17 protein-coding genes are annotated in these 20649 nt (G+C 72.5%); 9 read left to right on the plus strand and 8 right to left on the minus strand.

From position 1 onward, the window contains the following. Positions 1-456, minus strand: a complete 456-nt coding sequence (locus LH044_RS07220) for a carboxymuconolactone decarboxylase family protein (RefSeq protein ID WP_227759124.1) — start codon at positions 454-456, stop codon at positions 1-3. Between the two features lie 259 nt (positions 457-715). On the opposite strand from LH044_RS07220, the gene LH044_RS07225 reads away from it, so the two are divergent. After that, on the plus strand, positions 716-1504 hold the full coding sequence (locus LH044_RS07225) for an SDR family oxidoreductase (protein WP_227759125.1): 789 nt from the start codon (positions 716-718) through the stop codon (positions 1502-1504). A 643-nt stretch (positions 1505-2147) separates the two neighbouring features. On the opposite strand, the gene LH044_RS07230 is transcribed toward LH044_RS07225, so the two are convergent. After that, positions 2148-2369, minus strand: a complete 222-nt coding sequence (locus LH044_RS07230) for a hypothetical protein (RefSeq protein ID WP_227759126.1) — start codon at positions 2367-2369, stop codon at positions 2148-2150. 395 nt (positions 2370-2764) lie between these two features. On the opposite strand from LH044_RS07230, the gene LH044_RS07235 reads away from it, so the two are divergent. Beyond that, on the plus strand, positions 2765-3514 hold the full coding sequence (locus tag LH044_RS07235) for a hypothetical protein (protein ID WP_227759127.1): 750 nt from the start codon (positions 2765-2767) through the stop codon (positions 3512-3514). A 503-nt stretch (positions 3515-4017) separates the two neighbouring features. Here LH044_RS07235 and LH044_RS07240 read toward each other — a convergent pair. Continuing rightward, entirely contained in the window at positions 4018-5256 is a 1239-nt protein-coding gene (locus tag LH044_RS07240; RefSeq protein WP_227759128.1) for an acyl-CoA dehydrogenase family protein, read from the minus strand. A 144-nt stretch (positions 5257-5400) separates the two neighbouring features. Here LH044_RS07240 and LH044_RS07245 point away from each other — a divergent pair, with 144 nt between their 5' ends. After that, complete coding sequence (locus LH044_RS07245; RefSeq protein ID WP_227759129.1) at positions 5401-6672, plus strand: hypothetical protein; 1272 nt, start codon at positions 5401-5403, stop codon at positions 6670-6672. A gap of 64 nt (positions 6673-6736) precedes the next feature. After that, a complete protein-coding gene (locus LH044_RS07250) occupies positions 6737-6982 on the plus strand; it encodes a hypothetical protein (RefSeq protein WP_227759130.1) in 246 nt (81 codons plus the stop codon). 85 nt (positions 6983-7067) lie between these two features. Here LH044_RS07250 and cysS read toward each other — a convergent pair whose 3' ends face one another. Next, the gene (cysS, locus tag LH044_RS07255) at positions 7068-8432 is read right to left on the minus strand and encodes a cysteine--tRNA ligase (RefSeq protein WP_227759131.1); all 1365 of its coding nucleotides are present in this window, start codon (positions 8430-8432) and stop codon (positions 7068-7070) included. Between the two features lie 27 nt (positions 8433-8459). On the opposite strand from cysS, the gene LH044_RS07260 reads away from it, so the two are divergent. Then, on the plus strand, positions 8460-9737 hold the full coding sequence (locus LH044_RS07260) for a GGDEF domain-containing protein (RefSeq protein ID WP_227759132.1): 1278 nt from the start codon (positions 8460-8462) through the stop codon (positions 9735-9737). Between the two features lie 86 nt (positions 9738-9823). On the opposite strand, the gene LH044_RS07265 is transcribed toward LH044_RS07260, so the two are convergent. Beyond that, positions 9824-10651 carry an SDR family NAD(P)-dependent oxidoreductase gene (locus LH044_RS07265; protein ID WP_227759133.1) on the minus strand — a complete coding sequence of 276 codons (828 nt, stop codon included), beginning with the start codon at positions 10649-10651 and terminating at the stop codon, positions 9824-9826. Positions 10652-10787: 136 nt separating this feature from the next. Between LH044_RS07265 and valS the strand changes: the two genes are divergently transcribed. Beyond that, the gene (gene valS, locus LH044_RS07270; RefSeq protein WP_227759134.1) at positions 10788-13508 is read left to right on the plus strand and encodes a valine--tRNA ligase; all 2721 of its coding nucleotides are present in this window, start codon (positions 10788-10790) and stop codon (positions 13506-13508) included. A gap of 129 nt (positions 13509-13637) precedes the next feature. On the opposite strand, the gene LH044_RS07275 is transcribed toward valS, so the two are convergent. The 3 genes from LH044_RS07275 to LH044_RS07285 form a co-directional block, all read right to left on the minus strand. After that, the gene (locus LH044_RS07275) at positions 13638-14177 is read right to left on the minus strand and encodes a PH domain-containing protein (protein WP_227759135.1); all 540 of its coding nucleotides are present in this window, start codon (positions 14175-14177) and stop codon (positions 13638-13640) included. Positions 14178-14180: 3 nt separating this feature from the next. Further along, complete coding sequence (locus LH044_RS07280; RefSeq protein WP_227759136.1) at positions 14181-14360, minus strand: hypothetical protein; 180 nt, start codon at positions 14358-14360, stop codon at positions 14181-14183. Positions 14361-14552: 192 nt separating this feature from the next. Then, on the minus strand, positions 14553-15584 hold the full coding sequence (locus tag LH044_RS07285; protein ID WP_227759137.1) for a mechanosensitive ion channel family protein: 1032 nt from the start codon (positions 15582-15584) through the stop codon (positions 14553-14555). An 81-nt stretch (positions 15585-15665) separates the two neighbouring features. On the opposite strand from LH044_RS07285, the gene LH044_RS07290 reads away from it, so the two are divergent. Genes LH044_RS07290 through LH044_RS07300 form a run of 3 tightly spaced genes read left to right on the plus strand, consistent with a single transcriptional unit; the run spans position 15666 to position 20642 of the window. After that, the gene (locus LH044_RS07290; protein ID WP_227759138.1) at positions 15666-17858 is read left to right on the plus strand and encodes a putative bifunctional diguanylate cyclase/phosphodiesterase; all 2193 of its coding nucleotides are present in this window, start codon (positions 15666-15668) and stop codon (positions 17856-17858) included. Continuing rightward, positions 17842-19170 (plus strand): hypothetical protein, encoded by a 1329-nt coding sequence (locus tag LH044_RS07295; protein WP_227759139.1) that lies wholly within the window; start codon positions 17842-17844, stop codon positions 19168-19170. The genes LH044_RS07290 and LH044_RS07295 overlap by 17 nt, the downstream gene beginning before the upstream one ends. Then, a complete protein-coding gene (locus LH044_RS07300) occupies positions 19167-20642 on the plus strand; it encodes a metallophosphoesterase family protein (protein ID WP_227759140.1) in 1476 nt (491 codons plus the stop codon). Before LH044_RS07295 ends, LH044_RS07300 begins: the two co-directional genes overlap by 4 nt. Positions 20643-20649: the final 7 nt, after the last annotated feature.

A 20649-nucleotide genomic window follows, 5' to 3' on the forward strand; every position in this document is an offset into this window, starting at 1 on the left:
CTAGACGGCGGGCGCGACGGCGCTGGGCGGCGTGAGCTGGAACGTCACCCCGAAGCGGTTCCACATGTTGATGAGCCCGATGGCGGCGACGAGGTAGGTGAGCTCCCGCTCGTCGAACTCGGCGCGGGCGGCGTCGTAGACGTCGTCGGGGACGCCATGCTCGCCAAAGCGAGTAGCGGCGTCGGTGAGGGCGAGAGCGGCGCGTTCGCGGCCGGTGAACTGCGGGTGTTCCCACCACGCGTTGAGGCCGAACAGGCGGGAGGTGGTCTCGCCGGCCTTGAGCGCGTCGTTGGAGTGGATGTCGACGCAGTGGCCGCACCCGTTGATCATCGAGGCTCGCAGCTTGACCAGCTCGAACAGGACCGGGTCGATGTTCTCCGAGATGTGCGTGGTCAGGGCGAACATGGGCTTGTGCAGCTCCGGTGCGACCATGTGGGGGTTCATGCGCTCGTACATGGAGGGAGGGTTCCTTTCGTGGCGCACCGCACGGTGCACCACCCCCCTTGACGAGACAGCTCGACGCTACGTGACGAGCCCTACCGGTCGTCAGACCAGATCCAGCGGCGCGAGACCGGCGAGTTGATCGCCACGACGACCACCGCCGACACGACCCGTCCGAGGACAGGACGATGCCCCCGTCCGGGCCGTCACGCCTGGCGACGCCATCTCGTCAAGAGGGTGCAGTTCAGCGACTCCCCACGAAAGGCGACCCGAGATGTGCCCCACAGAGCAGCCCTCCAACCCTCCCGTCGAACCGAAGCGCAAAGTCACCGTGGTCGGATCCACCGGCCTCGTCGGCAGCCAACTCGTCGCCCTCCTCACCGCAGCCGGACACGACATCGTGGAGGTGTCCCAGAGCTCTCGTTTCGACGTGCTGACGGGCGAGGGACTCGACGAGGCTCTCGCCGGCGTCGACGTCGTGATCGACGTCGTCAACTCCGCCACACCCGACGACTCGGCCGAGGCGTTCTTCGAGCAGACCTCCGCGAACCTGGCTGCGGCCGCCGGAGCGGCCGGCGTCGGTCACTACGTGGTGCTGTCCATCGTGGGCGCCGACGAGCTCGCAGGAGTCGCCGGCTACATGCGCGGCAAGCTCGCTCAGGAGACCGCCGCCGAGCACTCCGGCGTGCCCTGGACCGTCGTGCGCTCCACCCAGTTCCACGAACTCGCCGAGCCCATCACCGAGTCCCTCATCGACGGAGACGAGGTGCGCGCCCCAGACGCACACATCCAGACCATCGCGTCCGCCGAGCTCGCCGCCGTGCTCGTCCGGGTCGCCATCGGCGAACCTCTCAACACCATCCACGAGGTCGGCGGCCCCCGCAAGATGACCTTCTCCGACATGGCACGAGCCGTGCTCGCCCACCAAGGACGCGGCCTCGCGGTGATCGACACCACTCCGCCGACCTACTTCGGTCTCCCCATCAACGACACCACCCTCGTCGCCGGCGACCACGCCGAACACGGCACCATCCCGCTGACCGACTGGCTGGCCCGATCCTGACCCCATGGCCAGGTATCTAATGCCGGCTGTGCTCCGGCAGCATGCACGGGCCGCCACGAACCGTTCGGTTGAGACCCGGTGCCCGCGGCATGGCTGCTCGAGGTCATTACGACGACGGCTGATGGCGTCGAGCTCTGGAGGGGAGTTGCAGGGTGTCAGCGGTGCTGGTCATCCCGGGTCGGGGAGATCCTGCAGATCTCTCCCCGTCAAACCCTCGTCTCGAGCGGTCTCGCCGTGCTGCGATGGGACCCGCCACACGGGCCTCTCGGGCGTGGCGGTGACCGCTATGACGTCGCCACCATTGCCGGCGACTCGATGCTGGGACTCGACGCGGCTACGACGCTGCGCACGTCGTCGGCGTGACGATGGCACGCACGCCCAGTCACGCTGAGGAACCTGCTGTGGCGCCGACGGAGTCGAGGCAGCGCCTACTTGACTGAGGCGATCGGGCCCGCGTGCACTTCTGCGCCCACAGGGTCATTCAACGCTGCGGTGCCCTGCTCCTTGCAGGCCCGAGAGATCACAGCGCCACGCTTCCCGCGGAGGCTCTAGTCGACGTCCGTACAGCGCAGCTGACCGTGGCCAGCGAGCGGGCACGGGCGAGACGGTCACGGGCTCGACCGGACGAGGGGCCAACGATGGGCTACGGGTTACCAGCGTGGCGCAGATCCATGATCATCCCATCGACCACAATCGGACCATCGCGAACGTCGAACGAAGTCGATACCGCCCCGCCGAGCGGACTGAACACACCGGTCACTGCGGTCAGGGGGCGACTGACGCCGTTCTGAGTTGCAGTGCCCCTCAGCACCGAGAGGTTCCCGCCGCCGTTGACCAGGTACACATGGGTTTCGTCGCCGGTCAAGGCCGGATCTTGGCACGCGGAGACCACCCAGACCCCACCCCGAGCAAGTTCAGCATCGGTGCATGGCCCCACCGGACCGGAGAACTCGAAGCTGAACGGGTACGCCGTCCCCGGAGGTCCTGCGCATCCGACTGCGACGCCGACGACGGCAAGCGCCAGGGCCGCCATCAAGGCCATGCGGCGCCGAGCCCCGCCTGATTCACGCCGACCACGCATCATCTTCATCCTCCGCCTGTCGGCCGTGTCTGGGCTCCCGGTTCTCGGCGGGTCACGCTCGCGGCACCGGGGCTTGACGGCGCGGCCCGAACCGATTCCGGCAATGGTCTACCAGAAACCCGGCGACGGCGCAATAGTTGCGGCGACGGGCATTGCGCAACACCTCGCCTACTGCGACGGTGGCGAGCGGCGCCCCTCACGTCATCCAGGCGGTCAACTGGAGCACTGCCGACGTTGCCTTCCGCCCCAGCTGCCTCGGACCACGAACGCGTGTTCTCTACGACGCCGAGACCGACGCAACGCCCGATCGCCGGACCCGAGAGCGCGGTCGCGACGTCCTCGGACGAGAAGCCGAGTGGTCCACCCCGCGTGTCCGCACGGTTCTGGGTGTCGTCGTCGCGGTGCTCATCGCGGGAGCGGTTGGCCTCGTGATGGCGAAGCTCCGCTTCTTTCCAGTGGGACCGGGTTGCCCGATGAACTCGCCGGAACCGGTCCGTCAGGTCGAGCGAGCCATCGAGAGCATTGCGGTGCCTGATGACATCACCAGCGACCCCGGCGTCCACTGTTCCTACGGAGTCCTCGTCGCTCATCGGTCGTACCGCGACTCCGCAGAAGCGTGTGAAGCGATCCGGACCGAGCTGGTTGCCGACGGTCGGGTCGAGGAGCCTCGTCGCGGCGAGGCGGGCCGCGGAACCGAAACCGAGTTCTGCCTGCCCGGGACGGACATCGGCGCCGGAATCGGCAGGTACCGGCCAAGCCCGTACCACCAGGACGCCGAGAAGGGAACCGGCCGCCTCGAGGTTTCGCTCGTGCTACCTGCTGGCTCTGCTGGCTGCGAGGCTGCCGAGCCGGCACTAGATGCGTTCTGGCCAAGTGGTTGTCGCGGCTGCGGCGTTACCGTGACGGGATGGCCCCCGGCCGGCAGTTGAACCCATGGATCTGACTCGCCTGGCGTGGCTCGCGGTACTGATCGGTTTCATCATTGTCATCGGGGTGCTCGTGATCGCGTTCCGGCGGGCGCTGATCCCTCTCGTGGGCGACCTGGCGAGGACTCTCCCGGGTTGGTCAATCGTCTGCCTGGTCGGTCTCGGGTGTGTCGTGTTTGGTCTCTCATCCGTGTGGCGGGCCAGCCTTGGAAGCGGCCCGGTGCTCATGGATCTGATGCGGCTCGCGGGCTGTGTACTTGCGGTGACCCTCATGTCAGGGAGCTTCAGCCTTCTGAGCGGGAAGCTCCGCCCGAGCGAACGTGCGCAACCGGGCTCAGAGACGTGACGTCCCGTCCAGTAGCCGCGGTACGACAACCAAGCCACGCGGTACCAACTAGTACATGCGGCCATTTTGAGGTCCGGCCGGGCCGGCCGAAAGAAGCCTCCGGCCGAAGCGAAGTGTGTCAACCGAAGTGCTCAGAAGCGTGCAATCGCAGGCTTCGGAGCTACTCGATGCGGAGCCCGGAGATCGCCCGGCTGATGACCAGCTGCTGGATCTGCTCGGTGCCCTCGAAGATGTCGAAGATCTTGGCGTCGCGGTGCCAGCGCTCGACGGGGTACTCCCGGACGTAGCCGTAGCCGCCGAGGATCTGGATCGCCCGCTCGGTCACCCACACGGCGGTGCGGCCGGCCATGAGCTTCGACATCGAGCCCTCGGCGTTCTTGTAGCCGCCGCCGTTGCGCGACAGCCACGCGGCCCGGTGGACCATGAGGCGGGCGGCGTCGATCTGGGTCGCCATGTCGGCGAGCATGAACGCGATCGACTGGTTCATGATGATCGGCTTGCCGAAGGCGTGGCGCTCCTGGGCGTACTGCAGGGCGTACTCGTAGGCGGCGCGGGCGACGCCGATCGCCTGCGCGCCGACCGCCGGGCGGGTCGCCTCGAAGGTGGCCATCGCCGGCTGCTTGCCGGAGCTGCCGGTCTGCGGGTTGTTCAGCGCCTCGCGGGCCCGGGCCAGCTTCTCGTCGAGCTTGTCCTTGCCGCCGAGCAGGCAGCTGCCCGGCACGCGCACGTCGTCGAGCACGACCTCGGCCGTGTGGCTCGCCTTGATGCCGTGCTTCTTGTACTTCTGGCCCTGGCTCAGGCCGGGCGTCCCCGGCGGGACGATGAAGCTGGCCTGGCCGCGCCCCTTGAGCTCGGGGTCGACCGCGGCGACCACGACGTGGACGTCGGCGATGCCGCCGTTGGTGATCCACGCCTTGGTGCCGTTGAGCACCCACTCGTCCTTGGCCTCGTCGTAGACGGCGCGGGTCCGCAGCGACGAGACGTCGGAGCCGGCGTCGGGCTCGGACACGCAGAAGGCGCCGAGCTGGATCTTGTCGGGCGTGCCGTAGCACTGTGGAATCCACTCGAAGGCCTGCTCGGGGGTGCCGTTGCCGGCGATGCCGGCGGCCGCGAGCCCGGAGCCGAAGATGGCCAGGCCGATGCCGGCGTCGCCCCAGAACAGCTCCTCGATGGCGACCGGCATGGTCAACCCGGTGGGGTCGGCCATCATGGCCTGCGCCATGAAGTCGATGCCGTAGAGACCGATCTTGGCGGCCTCCTCGACGATCGGCCAGGGGAACTCCTCGCGCTCGTCCCACTCCTCGGCCGCGGGACGGACGACGGACTCCGCGAAGTCGTGGATCCACTTCTGGATCTGGAGCTGGTCCTCGTTCAGCTCGAGGGAGAAGTTTCCGCTCATGGTGACCGTCCTGTGTGCTTCGATGAGTGGGCCGGCACGGGTGATCCCGACGGCGACAGGGCTACCGGTCGGTAGGTTACCGACGGGTAACCGAAGGGGCAACGTGGGTCCGGCAGGGGGCGCCGGGGCCGACGAGGGGGCGACGTGGACCGACCGACGGAGCGGCGCGGACGCCGCAGTTGCTTGATCGTGCTGGCCGGGATGGTGCTGCTGGCAGCGGCCTGCAGCCCCGATCCGGGGCCTGCGCCGGGGCCGACCTGGCGGGCGACGCGACTCGCCCGCGTGGACGACGCGACGCAGCGGGTCGACCACCTCGGGGCCTGGACCGACGACCAGTGGTTCGCCACCATCCGCGCCACGCGCCTCGCCCCGTCCGGTCCGTCGACCACCGAGCTGGCGATCTTCCCCCGCACCGGGCCGGGCGGGTCCGATCTGGGCACGCCGCAGCTGCTGCCGCTCGCCGGTGGCAGCAGCCTGGGCCCGATCGGCGAGCACACCATCGCCGTGGCCGGTCCCGACGCCGCGACGTTCTTCGTCGAGCATGGCGGCACGTGGACCGAGGCCGGGTCCGTGGCGATCGGCTGGCCGTACCAGGTGATGGACATGACCGACGACTGGATGGTCGTGCGCCGCCAGCTCGGCGAGGACGGCGACGGGTCGGTCCGGCTCTACCGGATCGAGCGCGCCGGCACGACGGTCACCGCCACGCTGGACACCACGCTGCTCCCCGATCCGATGTGGACGCCCGAGCGGCGCAACTCGTTCGGTTCGAGCGTGGACCTCGACGGCGATCTGCTCGCCGTCACGTCCGCCGGCGGGGGCTCCGGAGGTCCGCTCGTCCAGGTCCACCGGCACGGGCCGGGCGGGTGGGCGCTGGTGCAGACGCTCGGCGACGGCGTGGCGCTGCAGCGGACCAACGCGCTCGCGGTCGACGACGGCCCGACGGTCGACCGGATCGCCATGGCGCCGTTCATCACCGCGCCGTCGCCCTCGGGGGTCGACGTGTGGGCCGACACCGGGTCGGGGTTCGCGCTCGAGCAGCACATCGAGCAGGACCCGTCGCTGCCCGACGTCTCGTCGGGCAACCTCTTCGGGGCGACCGTCGGGCTCGACGGCGACGTCCTCGCGGTGTCGTCCCGATACACCCTGACCCCGTCGGCCCAGGCCGGCCACCCCGACGTGCGGATCGGCCGCGTCCAGGTCTACCGCCACGCCGGCGCGTGGTCTCCCGAGCAGGAGCTCGCCCCGTACCCGAGTCCGTTCGACCCTGGGGTGCGGGAGGTGGTGCCGTTCCACGTGCAGGTCGTCGACGAGCGCCTCGCGACCTACACGCTGGTGCTGCCCGACCCGCCGGACCCGTGCCCGTTCCCGTGCATCTCGATCGGCGCCGAGGCCTGGACCGCCACCCGGTACTGACCGGGCGTTCGCCGTCCGGCCTGGCGACATCGGCCCCACCGGCGATCCCCGAACGACGTTCAGGGTGACCGGTTCGGGCGCGCCCTGCACCGCGACCGCGATCAGCGCCGCGCTCGAGTCGGGCCAGACCGTGACCAACTACGTGTGCGCCGACGGCTGGGCGGCGGGCAGCTGGACCAACGGCCAGGCCGACGGTGCCTTCATCCTCGAGGCCGAGGGCGGCACGTGGGCCAAACCCGCGCAGGACCCGTGCGGCTCGGCCAGCGCCGGCCTCCCCCCGGTCATCCTCGAGGACGGCTGCGCGTCCTGACATCGGGCCCGCTCCGAGGTGCGACCGCGGCCGGTCGGGACGACGGTCCCCACCGGCCGTGGCGCGTCGGGACCGGTGCGGCCGGTCAGCCCTTGCGGACGACGGTGCCGGCGGCCGAGTCCTCGACGACCCAGCCGAGCCCGACGAGCTCGTCGCGCAGCGCGTCGGCGGTGCCCCAGTCCTTGTCGGCCCGGGCGCGGTCGCGAGCCGCAGCGAGCGCCGCGACATCGTCGGGGACCTCGTCGCCCGCCGCGTCCTGCGGCACCAGGCCCATGGCGCCGAGCACGGAGAACCACGCCGCGGCCAGCGGCGCCGCCGCGTCGGCCTCGCCGGCGTCGAGCAGCGTGTTGATCCGCGTGACCAGGCCGAACACGAGCGCCATCGCCTGCGGGGTGCCGAGGTCGTCGTCCATGGCCGCGCTGAACTCTGCGAGGACGTCGGCGTCGGGCTCGGCGTCGGGCAGGTCGGCCACGCGGCGGGCCAGCGCGTCGAGGCGGGCCAGCGCGGACTCGGCCTCGGTCACGGTGGACGCGGTGACCTCGACCGGCGAGCGGTAGTGCGCCTGGAGCACGAGCAGCCGGTAGGCGCGGGCGTCGTGCTCGTCGATCAGGTCGAGGAGGTTCGTGAAGTTTCCGAGCGACTTCGACATCTTCTCGCCACCGACCTCGACGAAGCCGTTGTGCACCCAGCGGCGGGCGAAGTCCTTGCCCATCGCGACCGCCTGCGCCCGCTCGTTCTCGTGGTGCGGGAAGGCGAGGTCCATCCCGCCGCCGTGCACGTCGAAGCCCTCGCCGAGCAGGTCGAGGCTCATGACGACGCACTCGGTGTGCCAGCCCGGCCGGCCATCGCCCCACGGCGCCGGCCACGCCGGCTCGCCGGGCTTGGCGAACTTCCAGAGGACGAAGTCGGCCGGGTTCCGCTTCTCGGACTCGCCCACGATCGCCCGCTCGCCGCCGCCCGCCAGCATGTCGTCGAGCGACTGGTGGGCCAGGAGCCCGTAGCCGTCGACGTCGGCAACCGACAGGTACACCCCGTCGGAGGTCACGTAGGCGAGGTCGCGGGCGACGAGGTCCTCGACGAAGGCGACCATCTGCTCGACGTACTCGGTGGCGTGCGGCGTGTGGTCGGGCCGGCGGACGCCGATGGCGTCCATCGCCCGCCACCACACGGCCTCGCACCGCTCGGTGATCTCCTGCCAGGGCCGGCCCTCCTGCTCGGCACGGCGGAGGATGTTGTCGTCGATGTCGGTGATGTTCGACACGTACACGACGTCGTTTCCGGACCACTCCAGATACCGTCGAAGCACGTCGAAGACAAGGGAGAACCGTCCGTGACCGAGGTGGGGCGGCCCGTAGACGGTGGGCCCGCACACGTACATCGACACCTTCCCGGGTTCCCGGGGGCTGAGGGGGAGGACCTCCCCCGCGGCGGTGTCGTGCAAGCGGATCATGGCGTCCCACCCTACCGGTGGCCCCTCGTGGCCCTGACGGTGGCGGGGCCGCCGCTGGTGGCCGGCGCGGCTGCCGTCGTCCTCGACCTGTCCGAGGTCGCGACGCTCGTGCTGCTGGTCGTCGCCGCGGCCGTCGCCGTCGTCCTGACCGTGCGCGCGGTCCTCCGGCCGATCGCCCACGACGCCGTCGACGCCCGGCTGGCCGGCCAGGACGCGGACGAGCGGATCCGCTCGCTCCGCACCGCGGTCGCGCTGCGCGACCGGTTCGATGCCGCCGCTGCGGCGGAGGGCGCCGAGGCCGGCGTGCTGCGGTTGCTCGTGCGCGCCGCGACCGAGCTCGAACCGATGCGCGAGGTCAGCCTGCTCCTGTCGCTGCCCGACGAGCCGCGGGTGGCGTGGTCGGTCCGCATGGTCGACGACGAGCTGGTGCCGGCGGTGCCGGTGCCCGGACGGCCGGGGTGCGTCGCCCTGGCCTCGGGGCGCACGGCCACGGTGTCGTCGTCACATGAGCTCGGCGCCTGCGAGCACCTCCGGGAGACGGGCGGAGGGTCCGCCGATCGCGGGTCCGCCGATCGCGGGTCCGACGATCGCGGAGGGTCCGCCGATCGCGGCGGATCCGACGTCGACGCCGCGCCGGCGTTCGACGTGTCGGCCGTCTGCATCCCCCTGTCCCTCGCCGATCGGACGCTCGGCCTGCTCTGCGTGACCGGTCCGCCGGGCGAGCCGCCCGGCGCGGACGACGTCGCCACGCTCGAGCACCTCGTCGCCACGACCGGCCGCCGCCTCGGCGAGCTCCGGCGGCGCCGCGGGCCCTCGACCCCGGGCCCGACCGACCCCGTCACCGGGCTGCCGTCCGAAGTGGCGCTGCGCAGCCGGGCCGGCGAGCTCGCCCGGTCCCACGTGCCGTACTGCATGGCGATCGTGCGAATCGACGGCGCCGACGCCTATCGGCGCGACCACGGTCCGGCGGGCTGGGACGACGCGCTCCGCCTGGTCGCCGACACGACGAGCACCACGTTGCGACCCGACGACGTGGTGTGCCGCCTCGACGGCGAGCGGATCGCCGGCGTGCTGTCCAACTGCAGCACCGCCCAGGCCGCGGCGGCGCTCGAGCGGGTGCGCGAGTCGCTGGTGCTGGCGCTCACGGTGGCCGGGATCGCCCACTTCACCTGCTCGGTGGGGCTGGTCGACGGCGCCCGGGCGACCTCGATCGACGAGGCCGTGCGCCTGGCCGACGCCGCCGGTGAAGCCGCTCTCCTACAGGGCGGGAACCGGGTCGTCGTCGCCGACTCGTCGATCGCCTGATCGGTCGGCCGTCCGGTGAGCGGATTTCTCTGGTCGGGATCACGACAAGGGTTGTCGCTGTGCACCCCTATATCCCGGGGGTCAGGTCAGCCGAGGAGGTCGACGGGTTCCCGGCCGTCCACGATCCGCTGCACCCGGTCCAGCGCACCGATCGCGACCTCGGGCTGCGGCAGCACCCAGAACCGTCCGGTGCCGAGCGCCTCGAGCACCGCGTCGGCGACCGTCTCGGGCGCGGCACCGTGGTCGACGCCCTCACGGACCGTGTCGGCCACCTGCTGCGCCACCGGTGACAGCCGCTCCTCGGCCACGCCGGCCGCGGCCAGCGAGTTCGCCGTCATCGGCGTCCGGATGTTGCCCGGGCAGACGACCGAGGCCTTCACGCCCGGTGCGGCACGGGCGAGCTCGTGGCGCACCGACTCCATCAGCCCGACCACCGCGTGCTTGCTCGACACGTACGGCGCCAACCCCGGCGTGGCGACCAGGCCGGCGCCCGAGGCGACCGCGACGACGTGGCCGACGCCCCGCCGGGTCATGGCGGTCAGCGCGGCGCGCACGCCGTGGACCACGCCCCAGTAGTTGACGCGGATCTGCAGCTCCCACTGCTCGATCGGGACCTCCCAGCTGAGGCCGGGCAGCACGACGCCGGCGTTCTGGACCGAGACGGTCAGCCCGCCGAGGTCCTCGGCCGCGGTCACCAGCGCGGCGTGGTGGGACGGGTCGCCCACGTCGCCGACCGCGGTGATCACCGTGGCCTCCCTGGGCATCGTGGCGGCCGCGGCGTCGAGCAGCGAGCGGCTCCGGTCCGCGAGGACCAACGACATCCCGGCGTCCGCGAGCGTCCGCGCCACGGCGGCGCCGATCCCACCTCCTGCGCCGGTCACGACGGCGACGCCGCCCTCGAGTGCGTTGGTCATCACCACTCCCCCGGTCCCTGCCGTCCGTCGACTCACCCTCTCCCGGGCCCTCTCCCACGCAACGTGCGCCGACGGAGGCCCGCCGTCGGAACGCCTTCGGAACCTAGTGGCTGCGGCCGGTACGGTGAACCGCCGTATGCCCGCCTCTCCCCCCTCGACCCCGTCCGACGCCCCTCCGTCCCCGGCCGCGAGCGGCGAGCGCGCCCAGCCGCCCACGCCGAAGTCCGCTCGCAACGTCCCCGACAAGCCGTCGGTCGACGGCCTGGAGGAGCGGTGGGGCGAGCGCTGGGAGGCCGACGGGACCTACGAGTTCGACCGCACGGCCACGCGGGACGAGGTCTTCTCGATCGACACGCCGCCCCCGACGGTCTCGGGCTCGCTGCACGTCGGCCACGTCTTCAGCTACACGCACACCGACGTCGTCGCCCGCTACCAGCGCATGCGGGGCAAGGCCGTCTTCTACCCGATGGGCTGGGACGACAACGGGCTGCCGACCGAGCGCCGGGTCGAGAACTACTTCGGCGTCGTCTGCGACACGTCGGTCCCGCCCGGGATGCCCGAGCTCGCCGATCCGCCGCCCACCAAGCGCCAGGACTTCACGCGGGTCAGCCGCCCCGACTTCATCGAGCTGTGCGAGCGGCTCCTCGTCGTCGACGAGGAGGCGTTCGAGGCGCTCTTCCGGACGCTCGGCCTGTCGGTCGACTGGTCCTACACCTACGCCACGATCGACGAGTCGAGCCGGCGCACCTCGCAGCTCGCGTTCCTGAAGGACCTCGCCCGGGGCGACGCGTACTCGCAGGAGGCGCCGTCGCTGTGGGACGTCACGTTCCAGACGGCGGTCGCCCAGGCCGAGCTCGAGGACCGGGAGCGCCCCGGCGCCTACCACCAGCTCGCGTTCCACCTGAGCGCCGGTCCCGACGGCACGACCCCCAGCGGCCCCGACGGCTCGGCCGACGTCATCATCGACACCACCCGGCCCGAGCTGGTCGTCAGCTGCGTCGCTCTGGTCGCGCACCCCGACGACGAGCGCTTCCAGCCGCTGTTCGGCTCGACGGTCACGACCCCGGTCTTCGGCGTCGAGGTCCCGATCGTCGCCCACCCCCTCGCCGAGCCCGACAAGGGCACCGGGGTCGCGATGATCTGCACGTTCGGCGACGTCACCGACGTCACCTGGTGGCGCGAGCTCGACCTGCCCACCCGCGCCGTCATCGGCCGCGACGGCCGCTTCCAGGAGGAGCCGCCCGAGTGGCTGCCCACCGACGAGGCCCGGGAGCGCTACGGCCGGATCGCCCGCAAGGCCGCCGGCGGCGCCCGCGAGCAGATGGTCCAGCTGCTCACCGAGTCCGGCGAGCTCATCGGCGACATCCGGCCGATCCAGCACCCGGTCAAGTTCTACGAGAAGGGCGACAAGCCGCTCGAGATCGTCACGTCGCGCCAGTGGTACATCCGCAACGGCGGCCGGTCCGAGGCGCGCCGCAACGAGCTGATCGCCCGGGGCGCCGAGCTCAACTGGGTCCCCGACTACATGCGGCACCGCTACGACAACTGGGTCGCCGGCCTGGCCGGCGACTGGCTGATCTCGCGCCAGCGGTTCTTCGGCGTCCCCTTCCCCGTCTGGTACCCGCTCGACGAGGAGGGGAACCCGGACCACGACCGACCCCTCATCCCCGACGAGTCGTCGCTGCCGATCGACCCGATGGTCGACAGCCCGCCCGGCTACGCCGAGGACCAGCGCGGCGTCCCCGGCGGCTTCGCGGGCGACCCCGACATCATGGACACGTGGGCCACGTCGTCGCTCACGCCCCAGGTCGGCTGCCGCTGGGTCGACGACCCCGACCTCTTCGGCCGGACGTTCCCGATGGACCTCCGTCCGCAGGCCCACGACATCATCCGCACCTGGCTCTTCTCGACCGTCCTGCGCAGCGACGTCGAGTTCGGCACGGTCCCGTGGCGCAACGTCGCCCTGTCCGGGTGGATCCTCGACCCCGACCGCAAGAAGATGTCGAAGTCGAAGGGCAACGTCGTCACGCCGCTCGGCCTGCTGCAGCAGTACGGCTCCGACGGCGTTCGCTACTGGGCGGCGAGCGCCCGGCCCGGGACCGACACCGCCTTCGACGAGGCGCAGATGAAGGTCGGCCGCCGGCTCGCAATCAAGCTCCTCAACGCCTCCCGGTTCGCCCTGTCCTTCGGATCGGACGGGTCGGTCGGGGCGATCGAGCCCGGCACCGAGGTCACCGAGGCGCTCGACCGGGCGATGCTCGCCGAGCTCGCGGCCCTCGTCGACGAGGCCACGACCGCCCTCGAGGCCTACGACTACGCGCGGGCGCTCGAGCGGACCGAGACGTTCTTCTGGCGCTTCTGCGACGACTACCTCGAGCTGGTCAAGGGCCGTGCCTACGGCCCGGACGGAGACGACGCCGCCGCCGACGAGGTCCCTGCCGGGACCGCGTCGGCCCGGGCGGCCCTCGCGCACGCGCTGTCGACCCTGCACCGCCTGCTGGCGCCGGTCCTCGTCTACACGTGCGAGGAGGCGTGGTCCTGGTGGATGGAGGGCTCGGTCCACCGGGCCGAGTGGCCGACCGCCGCGCCGCTGCGCGACGCCGCCGCCGACGGCGACCCGGCCGCCCTGGCCGTCGCCGCCGCCGTCCTGTCGGAGCTCCGGGGCGCCAAGTCGGCGGCCAAGGTCTCCATGCGCACGCCGATCGAGAAGGCCGTCGTCACCGACGCACCGGAGCGCCTTGCGCTCCTGCGCAGCGTCGCCGCCGACGTCGCCGAGGCGGGCAAGGTCGCGGACCTGCAGCTGGTCGAGGGCGACCAGCTCGGCGTCGAGGTCACCCTCGCCGACCCCGGCGCCTGAGCGCCACGGCGAGCGCCACCGCTCCGCCTGCTCTGTTCCACCTTTTCGACGTCGGAACGTCGAAAAGGTGGAACAGAGCGGGCGGTTGCGAGGGTGGGCGCGGCCGGGGCGGGCCGGGCGCGGCGCCGGTCAGCGGACGTGGTGGTGGTGCTCCACGCGACCCTGCTTGAGGTCGACCATCTGGACGAGCACCCGGTAGAAGACCGCGGGGTCCTGCACGTCGGTCATCGCCCGGAACGCGGAGTGCTCGTTGGCGGACTCGATGCGGATCGTCGCCGTGCCGAGGATCCACTGCATGAACGACTCGCTCCGGCTGACGTCGGTGATCTTGCCCCAGGGGATGAACTCCATCTGGCGGTTGAGCACGCCGGTGATGCGCAGCACCCGCATGTCGGTGATCACGTACCGGGTGAACCGCTTGCGCAGCCAGTCCCAGGTCAGGAACCCGCCCGCGCCGACGAGCACGAGCAGGCCGAGGCCGATCGAGACGTCGCTGCCGACGGTGGCGAACACCAGGAACACGGTGACGGCGATCAGGAGCCAGATCGTCTGGTCGGCGAGCCACGACTTGAACGAGCGGGACACGTTGAGCTTCACGACCTCGTCGCGCAGCACGTAGTCCTTGACGATCTCCTCGGGGTTCCACCGCCTCGGCGTGGGGCCGGACACGGGTCAGGACCCCCCGAAGCTGCCGATGAACTCCGACAGCTTCTGCAGCACCTCCTGCAGGAAGGTGCCGACGTTGCCGAGCACGTGGCTGATGTCGGCCGCGGCCGTCGCCGGGCTGCGCCAGATGGCCAGCACGAGGAAGCCGAGGGCGAGGGCGGCCACCGGTTGCGCCATCTTCTTCATGAGCTCCTCCCGAGCAGGTTGGTCAGCTCCCCGCCCACCGGTCGGTGGAAGGGGTCCACGAGCTGACCCGACCCGCGCGCGACGCGCAGGAGGAGCTCCGTCCGCCCGAGAACGTACCCACCGGGACCCCCCGACAGGTGGACCCCCGGCCCAGGCGCCCCGTGGGCGGGGGTGCCTGGCGCTCGCACGGCGTCAGCCCGGGGGCGGATCGCCGCCGGGGTCGCCGCTGCCGACCGACGGCGCGCCGCCCGCCGCGCCCGGCCGGGCCGGCGCACCCGGGCCGGCCCCGGGCACCCCGCCGGCGTAGGGCGCGGCCAGCGGCACGTGGCCGGCGTCGAAGGCGCGCAGCACCCGGAGCCTGTACTCCCGCTCGACCGGGAACTGCTCCCCCGGCGCCGTGTCGATGACCACGCGCAGCGTCACGCCCGTCGGGTCGATGCGCTGCACGCCGAGCACGTTCGGCTCCGACGTGACGAGCGTGGTCCAGTCGGGGTCGGCCTGCAGCTCCTCGCCGACGTCGCCCAGGATCCGGCGGGCGCGCTCGAGGTCGGCGTCGGGCGCCACCACCACGTCGACGACCGCCCGCGACCAGCTCTGGCTCTTGTTGCCGACCCGCAGGATCTCGCCGTTGGCCACGTGCCACACGGTCCCGTTGATGTCGCGCAGGCGGGTCGAGCGCAGCGTGACGCGCTCGACGGTGCCGACCGCGGGCGGGCCGGCGTCGATGACGTCGCCGACGCCGTAGCGGTCCTCCACGAGGATGAACCAGCCGGCGAGCACGTCGCGCACGACGTTCTGCGCACCGAACCCGAGGGCGACGCCGAGCACGCCGGCCGAGGCGAGGATGGCGGCGAGGCTGACCCCCAGCACCGCGAGGATCCACGCCGCGGCCACCACCGACACGACGGCGGTCGCCATCGACCGGGCGATCGTCGACATCGTGGCGGCGCGGGCGACGGCACGGCCGTCGACCTCGCGGGTCCGGAGCCCGTCGGGCACGTAGCCGCCCAGGCGGTCGGCGTTGTCGGCCATCCTGCGGCCGGTGCGCTGGATCAGCGAGCGGATGATGCGGTTGGCCAGGTAGGCGAGGGCGAGGATGCCGGCGATCTGCAGCGGCTTCTCGGAGAGCCAGCCCACGGCCGTGGAGAGCGTCTCGTTGCCGGTGGCGTCGTAGACGGGGTCGCAGGCCCAACCGGCGTCGACGCAGAAGCTGGGTTCGGCCACCGCGAGATCGTAGAGCGGGCCGCGCGGGTGCCCGAGGAGGTACCCCTGCGGCGGGCGGGGCCTCCGGTAGCATCCCGTCCCATGTTCGGCCGCAGGCGGCGCATCGAGGAGGCGACGACGGTCGTCAGGGACGGCTACGACCGGGCGCTGGTGGACGCCGGCGTCGTGCTGTTCCAGCAGGTCGGACCGGGGGTCGACGGCCACTTCGTCTCGGCCTCGATGGTCGCCACGCTGGGCTGGGACGCTGCGGCGTTCCGGGAGCCGGGCACCCTGCGCAACCTCGTCCACGCCGACGACCTGGCCCTGTTCCGCTCGGTCACGCCGATCGCGGACCCGTCGGGCCTCCCCGAGCCCACGATCGACCTCCGGGCCGAACCGGGCGGGGCCCCGCCACCGCCGATCCCGGCGCCGGGCGCGTCCGACGGCGACGACGATGCCGAACCGGTCGTGCGCTTCCTCACCGCGGCCGGGACCTACCGGCCGATGCTCGTGCGCATGGTGCGGACGGCGCCCGACGAGCCCGTCCGCGGCACGCTGATCGACGCCACCCCGGGCGAGGCACGCCTGCGCCGGGCCCGCCGGCTGGCCGAGATCGCCGACGTCTCCCACCACGGCCACCTCCTGTTCGAGCTCCTCGACCGCGACGACCCGTCGTCGGTCGTGTTCCGCGCCGCCAACGACAGCGCCCGGAGCCTCTTCGAGCTCGACGCGGCGGTGCTCGACGGCGGCCGCCTGGACGCGGTGTTCGACGGCCCGAGCGCCCGGCTCCTGCAGTCCGCGCTCTACGACGTCGCCCACACGGGCGAGTCGCTCACCGCCGAGCGCCTCACGTTCGCCGAGGTGCCGGGCACGTTCGTCGACCTGCGGATCGACCGCCTGCGGGACGGCTCGCTCGGCGTCACCATCGACGACGTGACCCGGGCGGTCGACGTCGAGGAGCGGCTGCGCCACCAGGCCAGCCACGACCACCTCACCGGCCTGCCCAACCGGGCCGCGCTCGACGAGCGGCTGTCGCTCGTGGCCGCGGGGTTGGGACCGGGCGAGCACGTCGCCGTGGTGCTCGTCGACGTGGACGGCCTCGACGACATCAACCGCCAGCTCGGCCACCACGTCGGCGACCGGCTGCTCACCGAGCTGGGCCGCCGACTGCGCGAGGACATCGTCGGCGTCGACGTGGTCGCCCGGGTGGGCGGCGACGAGTTCGCCGTCGTCACGGTGCCGCACGGCGATCGCGACGCCGCCCTCGACCGGGCCCGCCTGGTCGAGGAGGTGCTGGAGCGCCCGCTCGACGTCGACGGCGACCTGCGCCACGTCCGCTGCACGATCGGCGCCTCCGTGGCGCCGGAGCACGGCCTCGACCCCGGCACGCTGCTGCGCTCCGCCGACGGTGCGCTGCGGCAGGCCCGGGCGGCGGCCGACCCGGTGGCGGTGTTCGACCCCGCCGAGGAGCGGACGACGATGCGCCGCGTCGGCCTGCTGACCGAGCTCCGTCGGGGGCTCGCCAACCAGGAGCTCGAGCTGCGCTACCAGCCCGTCGTCGACCTCCGCACCGGGCGGGTCACCAAGGTCGAGGCGCTCCTCCGCTGGCAGCGGGTCGGCAACGGTGCCCAGCTGTCGGTCGAGCTGCTCGAGATGGCCGAGCGCTCGGGGCTGATCGAGCCGCTGACCCGCTGGATCCTGGGCGAGTCGGCCCGCGCCGCGGAGCGGCTCGGCCGGGACCGCGACGCGATGGTCGTCAGCACCAACCTGTCGATGCGCAACCTGCGCAACGACGACCTGCTCACCTTCGTCGACCTGCTCGTGTCCTCCGGCGAGCTGCCGCCGGCGTCGGTCGAGGTCGAGCTCGCCGAGGCCGAGCTCACGGAGGACCCGGCCCGGGCGCTGCACGTCGTCCGCCACCTGCGCGAACTCGGGCTCGGGGTCGTCGTCGACGACTTCGGCACCGGCTTCATGTCGATCGACACCATGCAGTCCCTGCCCGTGACCGGCCTCAAGATCGACCGCGGCTACACGACCGCGATCGCATCGGTGCCGGCCGACGCCGAGGCGGTCGAGTGGGCCATCGGCGTGGCGCACTCCATGGACGTCCCGGTGACCGCCGACGGCGTGGCCGACGCCGACTCGCTCGTGCTGCTGACCGACATGGGCTGCGACCTGGCCCAGGGCCTGCACCTCTCCGAGCCCGTGACGTTCGAGGCGCTCCCCAAGCGCGTCGCCGAGCTGGAGGACGCCATGCTCGGTTGGGTCGGGACCCGGGGTGTCCTCCTCGACTGACCCTCCGGCACCCGCCGCGGGGGACGACGAGGGCGCTGCGGCCGGGGCCGACCCGGCGGACCCCGGATCCGGGCGCCGCACCGCGAGCTGGCTGCGCTGGGTGGGCGTGGCGCTCGTCGCGCTGGTCGGCGCCGGCATCGGCGCCACGCTGCTGGGTCAGACCTCGGTCGACACGGCGGTGGGCGAGGTCGAGCTGACGAGCCGGCCCGCGATCGGCGGCGGCTTCACGATGAGCCTGGCCCCGCTCGGCACGATCGACCTGCCCAGCGCGTCGCCGTTGCACCTGCAGGCGCGGCTCGTGGCGCTCGACGACGCGCTGCTCGTGAAGGCCGGCCGCGACGTCGCGAAGGGCCAGGGGCCGATCTCCCAGGCAGAGGCCGAGCGCGTCGCGGACGAGGCGGCGTCGCGCATCTCCGATGCCGCGGTGCCGCTGGCGATGCGGACCGTGCTCGGCGGGCTGGTCGGCGGCGCGCTGGCCGCGCTGCTGGTGTACCGCTCCCGCCGCGAGGTCGCCGTCGGCGCGGCGGTCGGGCTGGTGGCGGTCGGCGCCCTCACCGTCGCCGCGTTCGTGACGCTCCCCGACACGGTCGACGACGCACAGGTCAACGGGGCGCTGGGCCTCCTCCCGCAGGCGAGCCCCGGGCTGCTGAAGGATGCCGAGGGCGTCGAGGAGTACATCAGCAAGACGTTCCGCAACATCGAGGGCCTCTACACCGGCTACGTCCGCTCGGCCGCCGCCGACAGGATCGCCCGCACGTCGGACCGGGTGATCGCCGTGACCGGGGACCCGGCCGACGACGAGGTCCGCCGCCAGGTCGCGGTGCTGGCATCGAGCCAGGGCGCCGAGGGCGTGCTGTGGATCGTGTCCGACGACGCCGACGCGGCGGACGGCCGCCCGGCGTTCCCCGAGCTGCCGACCGACGTCGCCTCGCTGTTCGTGCTGCCCGACGACCCGGCCGGCATCCGGTTCCTCGACCGGTTCCCGGTGGTCGTGCTCGGCGCCGACGGCTCGATGCCGACCGGCCCGGCGGCAGACGCGGTGAAGGACTCGGTCCTCGCCGTCGAGGCCGGCGGCGGCGCCGTGCCCGCGGACGTCCGCGTGGCGGCGATCAGCACCGGCGACGAGCCGTCCGCCACCGGCGCACGGCTGACCGACGACTCGGGCGCGGTGCGCGTCACCACCGGGACCGCCGTGGAGGGCCGGCTCGAGGGCGTGGTGCTGAGCTTCGGGCGCAACGCCCCCGAGGTCCTGCAGGCCCAGCTGGTCACGGTGGCCGACGGTGACATCTCGATGACGAGGGTGCTGCGATGACGGGCGACGCGACGGCGGCGGCGCCGGTCGGGGCCGACGACGCCCCCGACGGGCCGCTCATCCCCCGGTCGAAGATCCGGTCGGCCGCCCTCACCACGCTGCTCGCCATCGTCGGCGCCACGCTCGCCCTGTGGCTGCTCGGACCCGTGCGCGTCGCGGTCGGCCCGGTCACCACCGGCCTGACCATGGCGCCCGCGGTCGGCGGCCCCGTCGCGCTCGACGTGTCGCCGCTCGGCCAGGTCGAGATCGCCCCGTCGTACGCGCCGGTGCGGCTGCAGGCCGAGGTCGCGGACCTCGACCCGGCCGCCGTCAGCGACCTGATCACGCAGGGGCGGTCGCCCGAGTTCGACATCGGCGGGACCCTGCCCCGCACCCTCGCCGGCGCCGCGCTCACCTACGTCGGGGTCGCGGCGCTCGGCGCCGGGCTGGTCGCGGGCATCGGCCGGCGCAGCTGGCGGCACGGCCTGGCCGGCGCCGGCGTGCCGTTCCTCGCGCTCAGCGCCTGCTTCTGGATCGGGTTGGTGACGCTGAACACGAACGAGCTCGCCGACATGCGCACGACCGGCGCCCTGGCGCTGATCCCCGACGGCGCGACGAACGCCACCCGGTTCTTCGACGACCGCGACCGCTTCGCCGACAACGTGGCCAGCAGCACCGGGGCCACGACCGACCTGTACGCCGGCCTCTTCGGCACCGCGGATCCCGACCACCCCGACGTGGTCCGCATCCTCCACATCAGCGACCTGCACCTGAACTCGGCGGCGCTGTCGTTCGCCGGGCAGCTCGCCCGCACATTCGACGTGGACGTGGTGGCGAACACGGGCGACGACGCCGACTGGGGCAGCGAGGTCGAGTCCGAGATCCTCGGCGGCCCGGTCGGGATCGACGTCCCCTACCTGTGGGTCCGCGGCAACCACGACACCCAGGCGACCCAGGCGGCCAACGCCGCGGAGGGCGCCGTGGTGCTCGACGGCACCGAGACCACCGTCGACGACCTCGTGTTCTTCGGCGTCGGCGACCCAACGTTCTCCCCCAAGCTCGACAAGGCGGTCGTGAAGGAGGGCCAGACGAAGTTCAAGCAGCGCTGGTCCGCCGAGGTCATGGAGCCGCTCTACGCGGCCCAGCCGCAGGTGCCCGACGTCGTCATGACCCACGACCCGGCGATGACCGACGCCATCGAGCCGAAGCCACCGCTCCGCCTCGCCGGCCACACCCACAAGCTCCAGGTCTCGGCCGGCACCAACCCGGACGGCAGCCCGTGGGTGCTCGTCGTCAACGGCTCCACCGGCGGCGCCGGGCTTCGGGTCCTCGACAAGGAGCAGGAGAACCCGATGAGCGCCGTGATCATCACGGTCGACCGGGAGAGCAAGCAGGCGCTGTACCTCGACGAGTTCAGCTACCGGCCCCTCGTCGACCAGACGTTCAAGGTCCGGCGGATCGACCTGCGCCAGCTCGAGGAGCAGGGCGACTGATGGCGCC

It is taken from the genome of Dermatobacter hominis (assembly GCF_020715685.1).
In the GTDB taxonomy this organism is placed as follows: domain Bacteria; phylum Actinomycetota; class Acidimicrobiia; order Acidimicrobiales; family Microtrichaceae; genus Dermatobacter; species Dermatobacter hominis.

Bases quoted from the DNA above. Each gene is read 5' to 3' on its own strand.
- LH044_RS07290 (WP_227759138.1), top strand. From the start codon at position 15,666: ATGTTCGGCCGCAGGCGGCGCATCGAGGAGGCGACGACGGTCGTCAGG.
- LH044_RS07240 (WP_227759128.1), bottom strand. From the start codon at position 5,256: ATGAGCGGAAACTTCTCCCTCGAGCTGAACGAGGACCAGCTCCAGATC.
- cysS (WP_227759131.1), bottom strand. From the start codon at position 8,432: ATGATCCGCTTGCACGACACCGCCGCGGGGGAGGTCCTCCCCCTCAGC.
- LH044_RS07280 (WP_227759136.1), bottom strand. From the start codon at position 14,360: ATGAAGAAGATGGCGCAACCGGTGGCCGCCCTCGCCCTCGGCTTCCTC.
- LH044_RS07265 (WP_227759133.1), bottom strand. From the start codon at position 10,651: ATGACCAACGCACTCGAGGGCGGCGTCGCCGTCGTGACCGGCGCAGGA.
- LH044_RS07225 (WP_227759125.1), top strand. From the start codon at position 716: ATGTGCCCCACAGAGCAGCCCTCCAACCCTCCCGTCGAACCGAAGCGC.
- LH044_RS07220 (WP_227759124.1), bottom strand. From the start codon at position 456: ATGTACGAGCGCATGAACCCCCACATGGTCGCACCGGAGCTGCACAAG.
- LH044_RS07300 (WP_227759140.1), top strand. From the start codon at position 19,167: ATGACGGGCGACGCGACGGCGGCGGCGCCGGTCGGGGCCGACGACGCC.
- valS (WP_227759134.1), top strand. From the start codon at position 10,788: ATGCCCGCCTCTCCCCCCTCGACCCCGTCCGACGCCCCTCCGTCCCCG.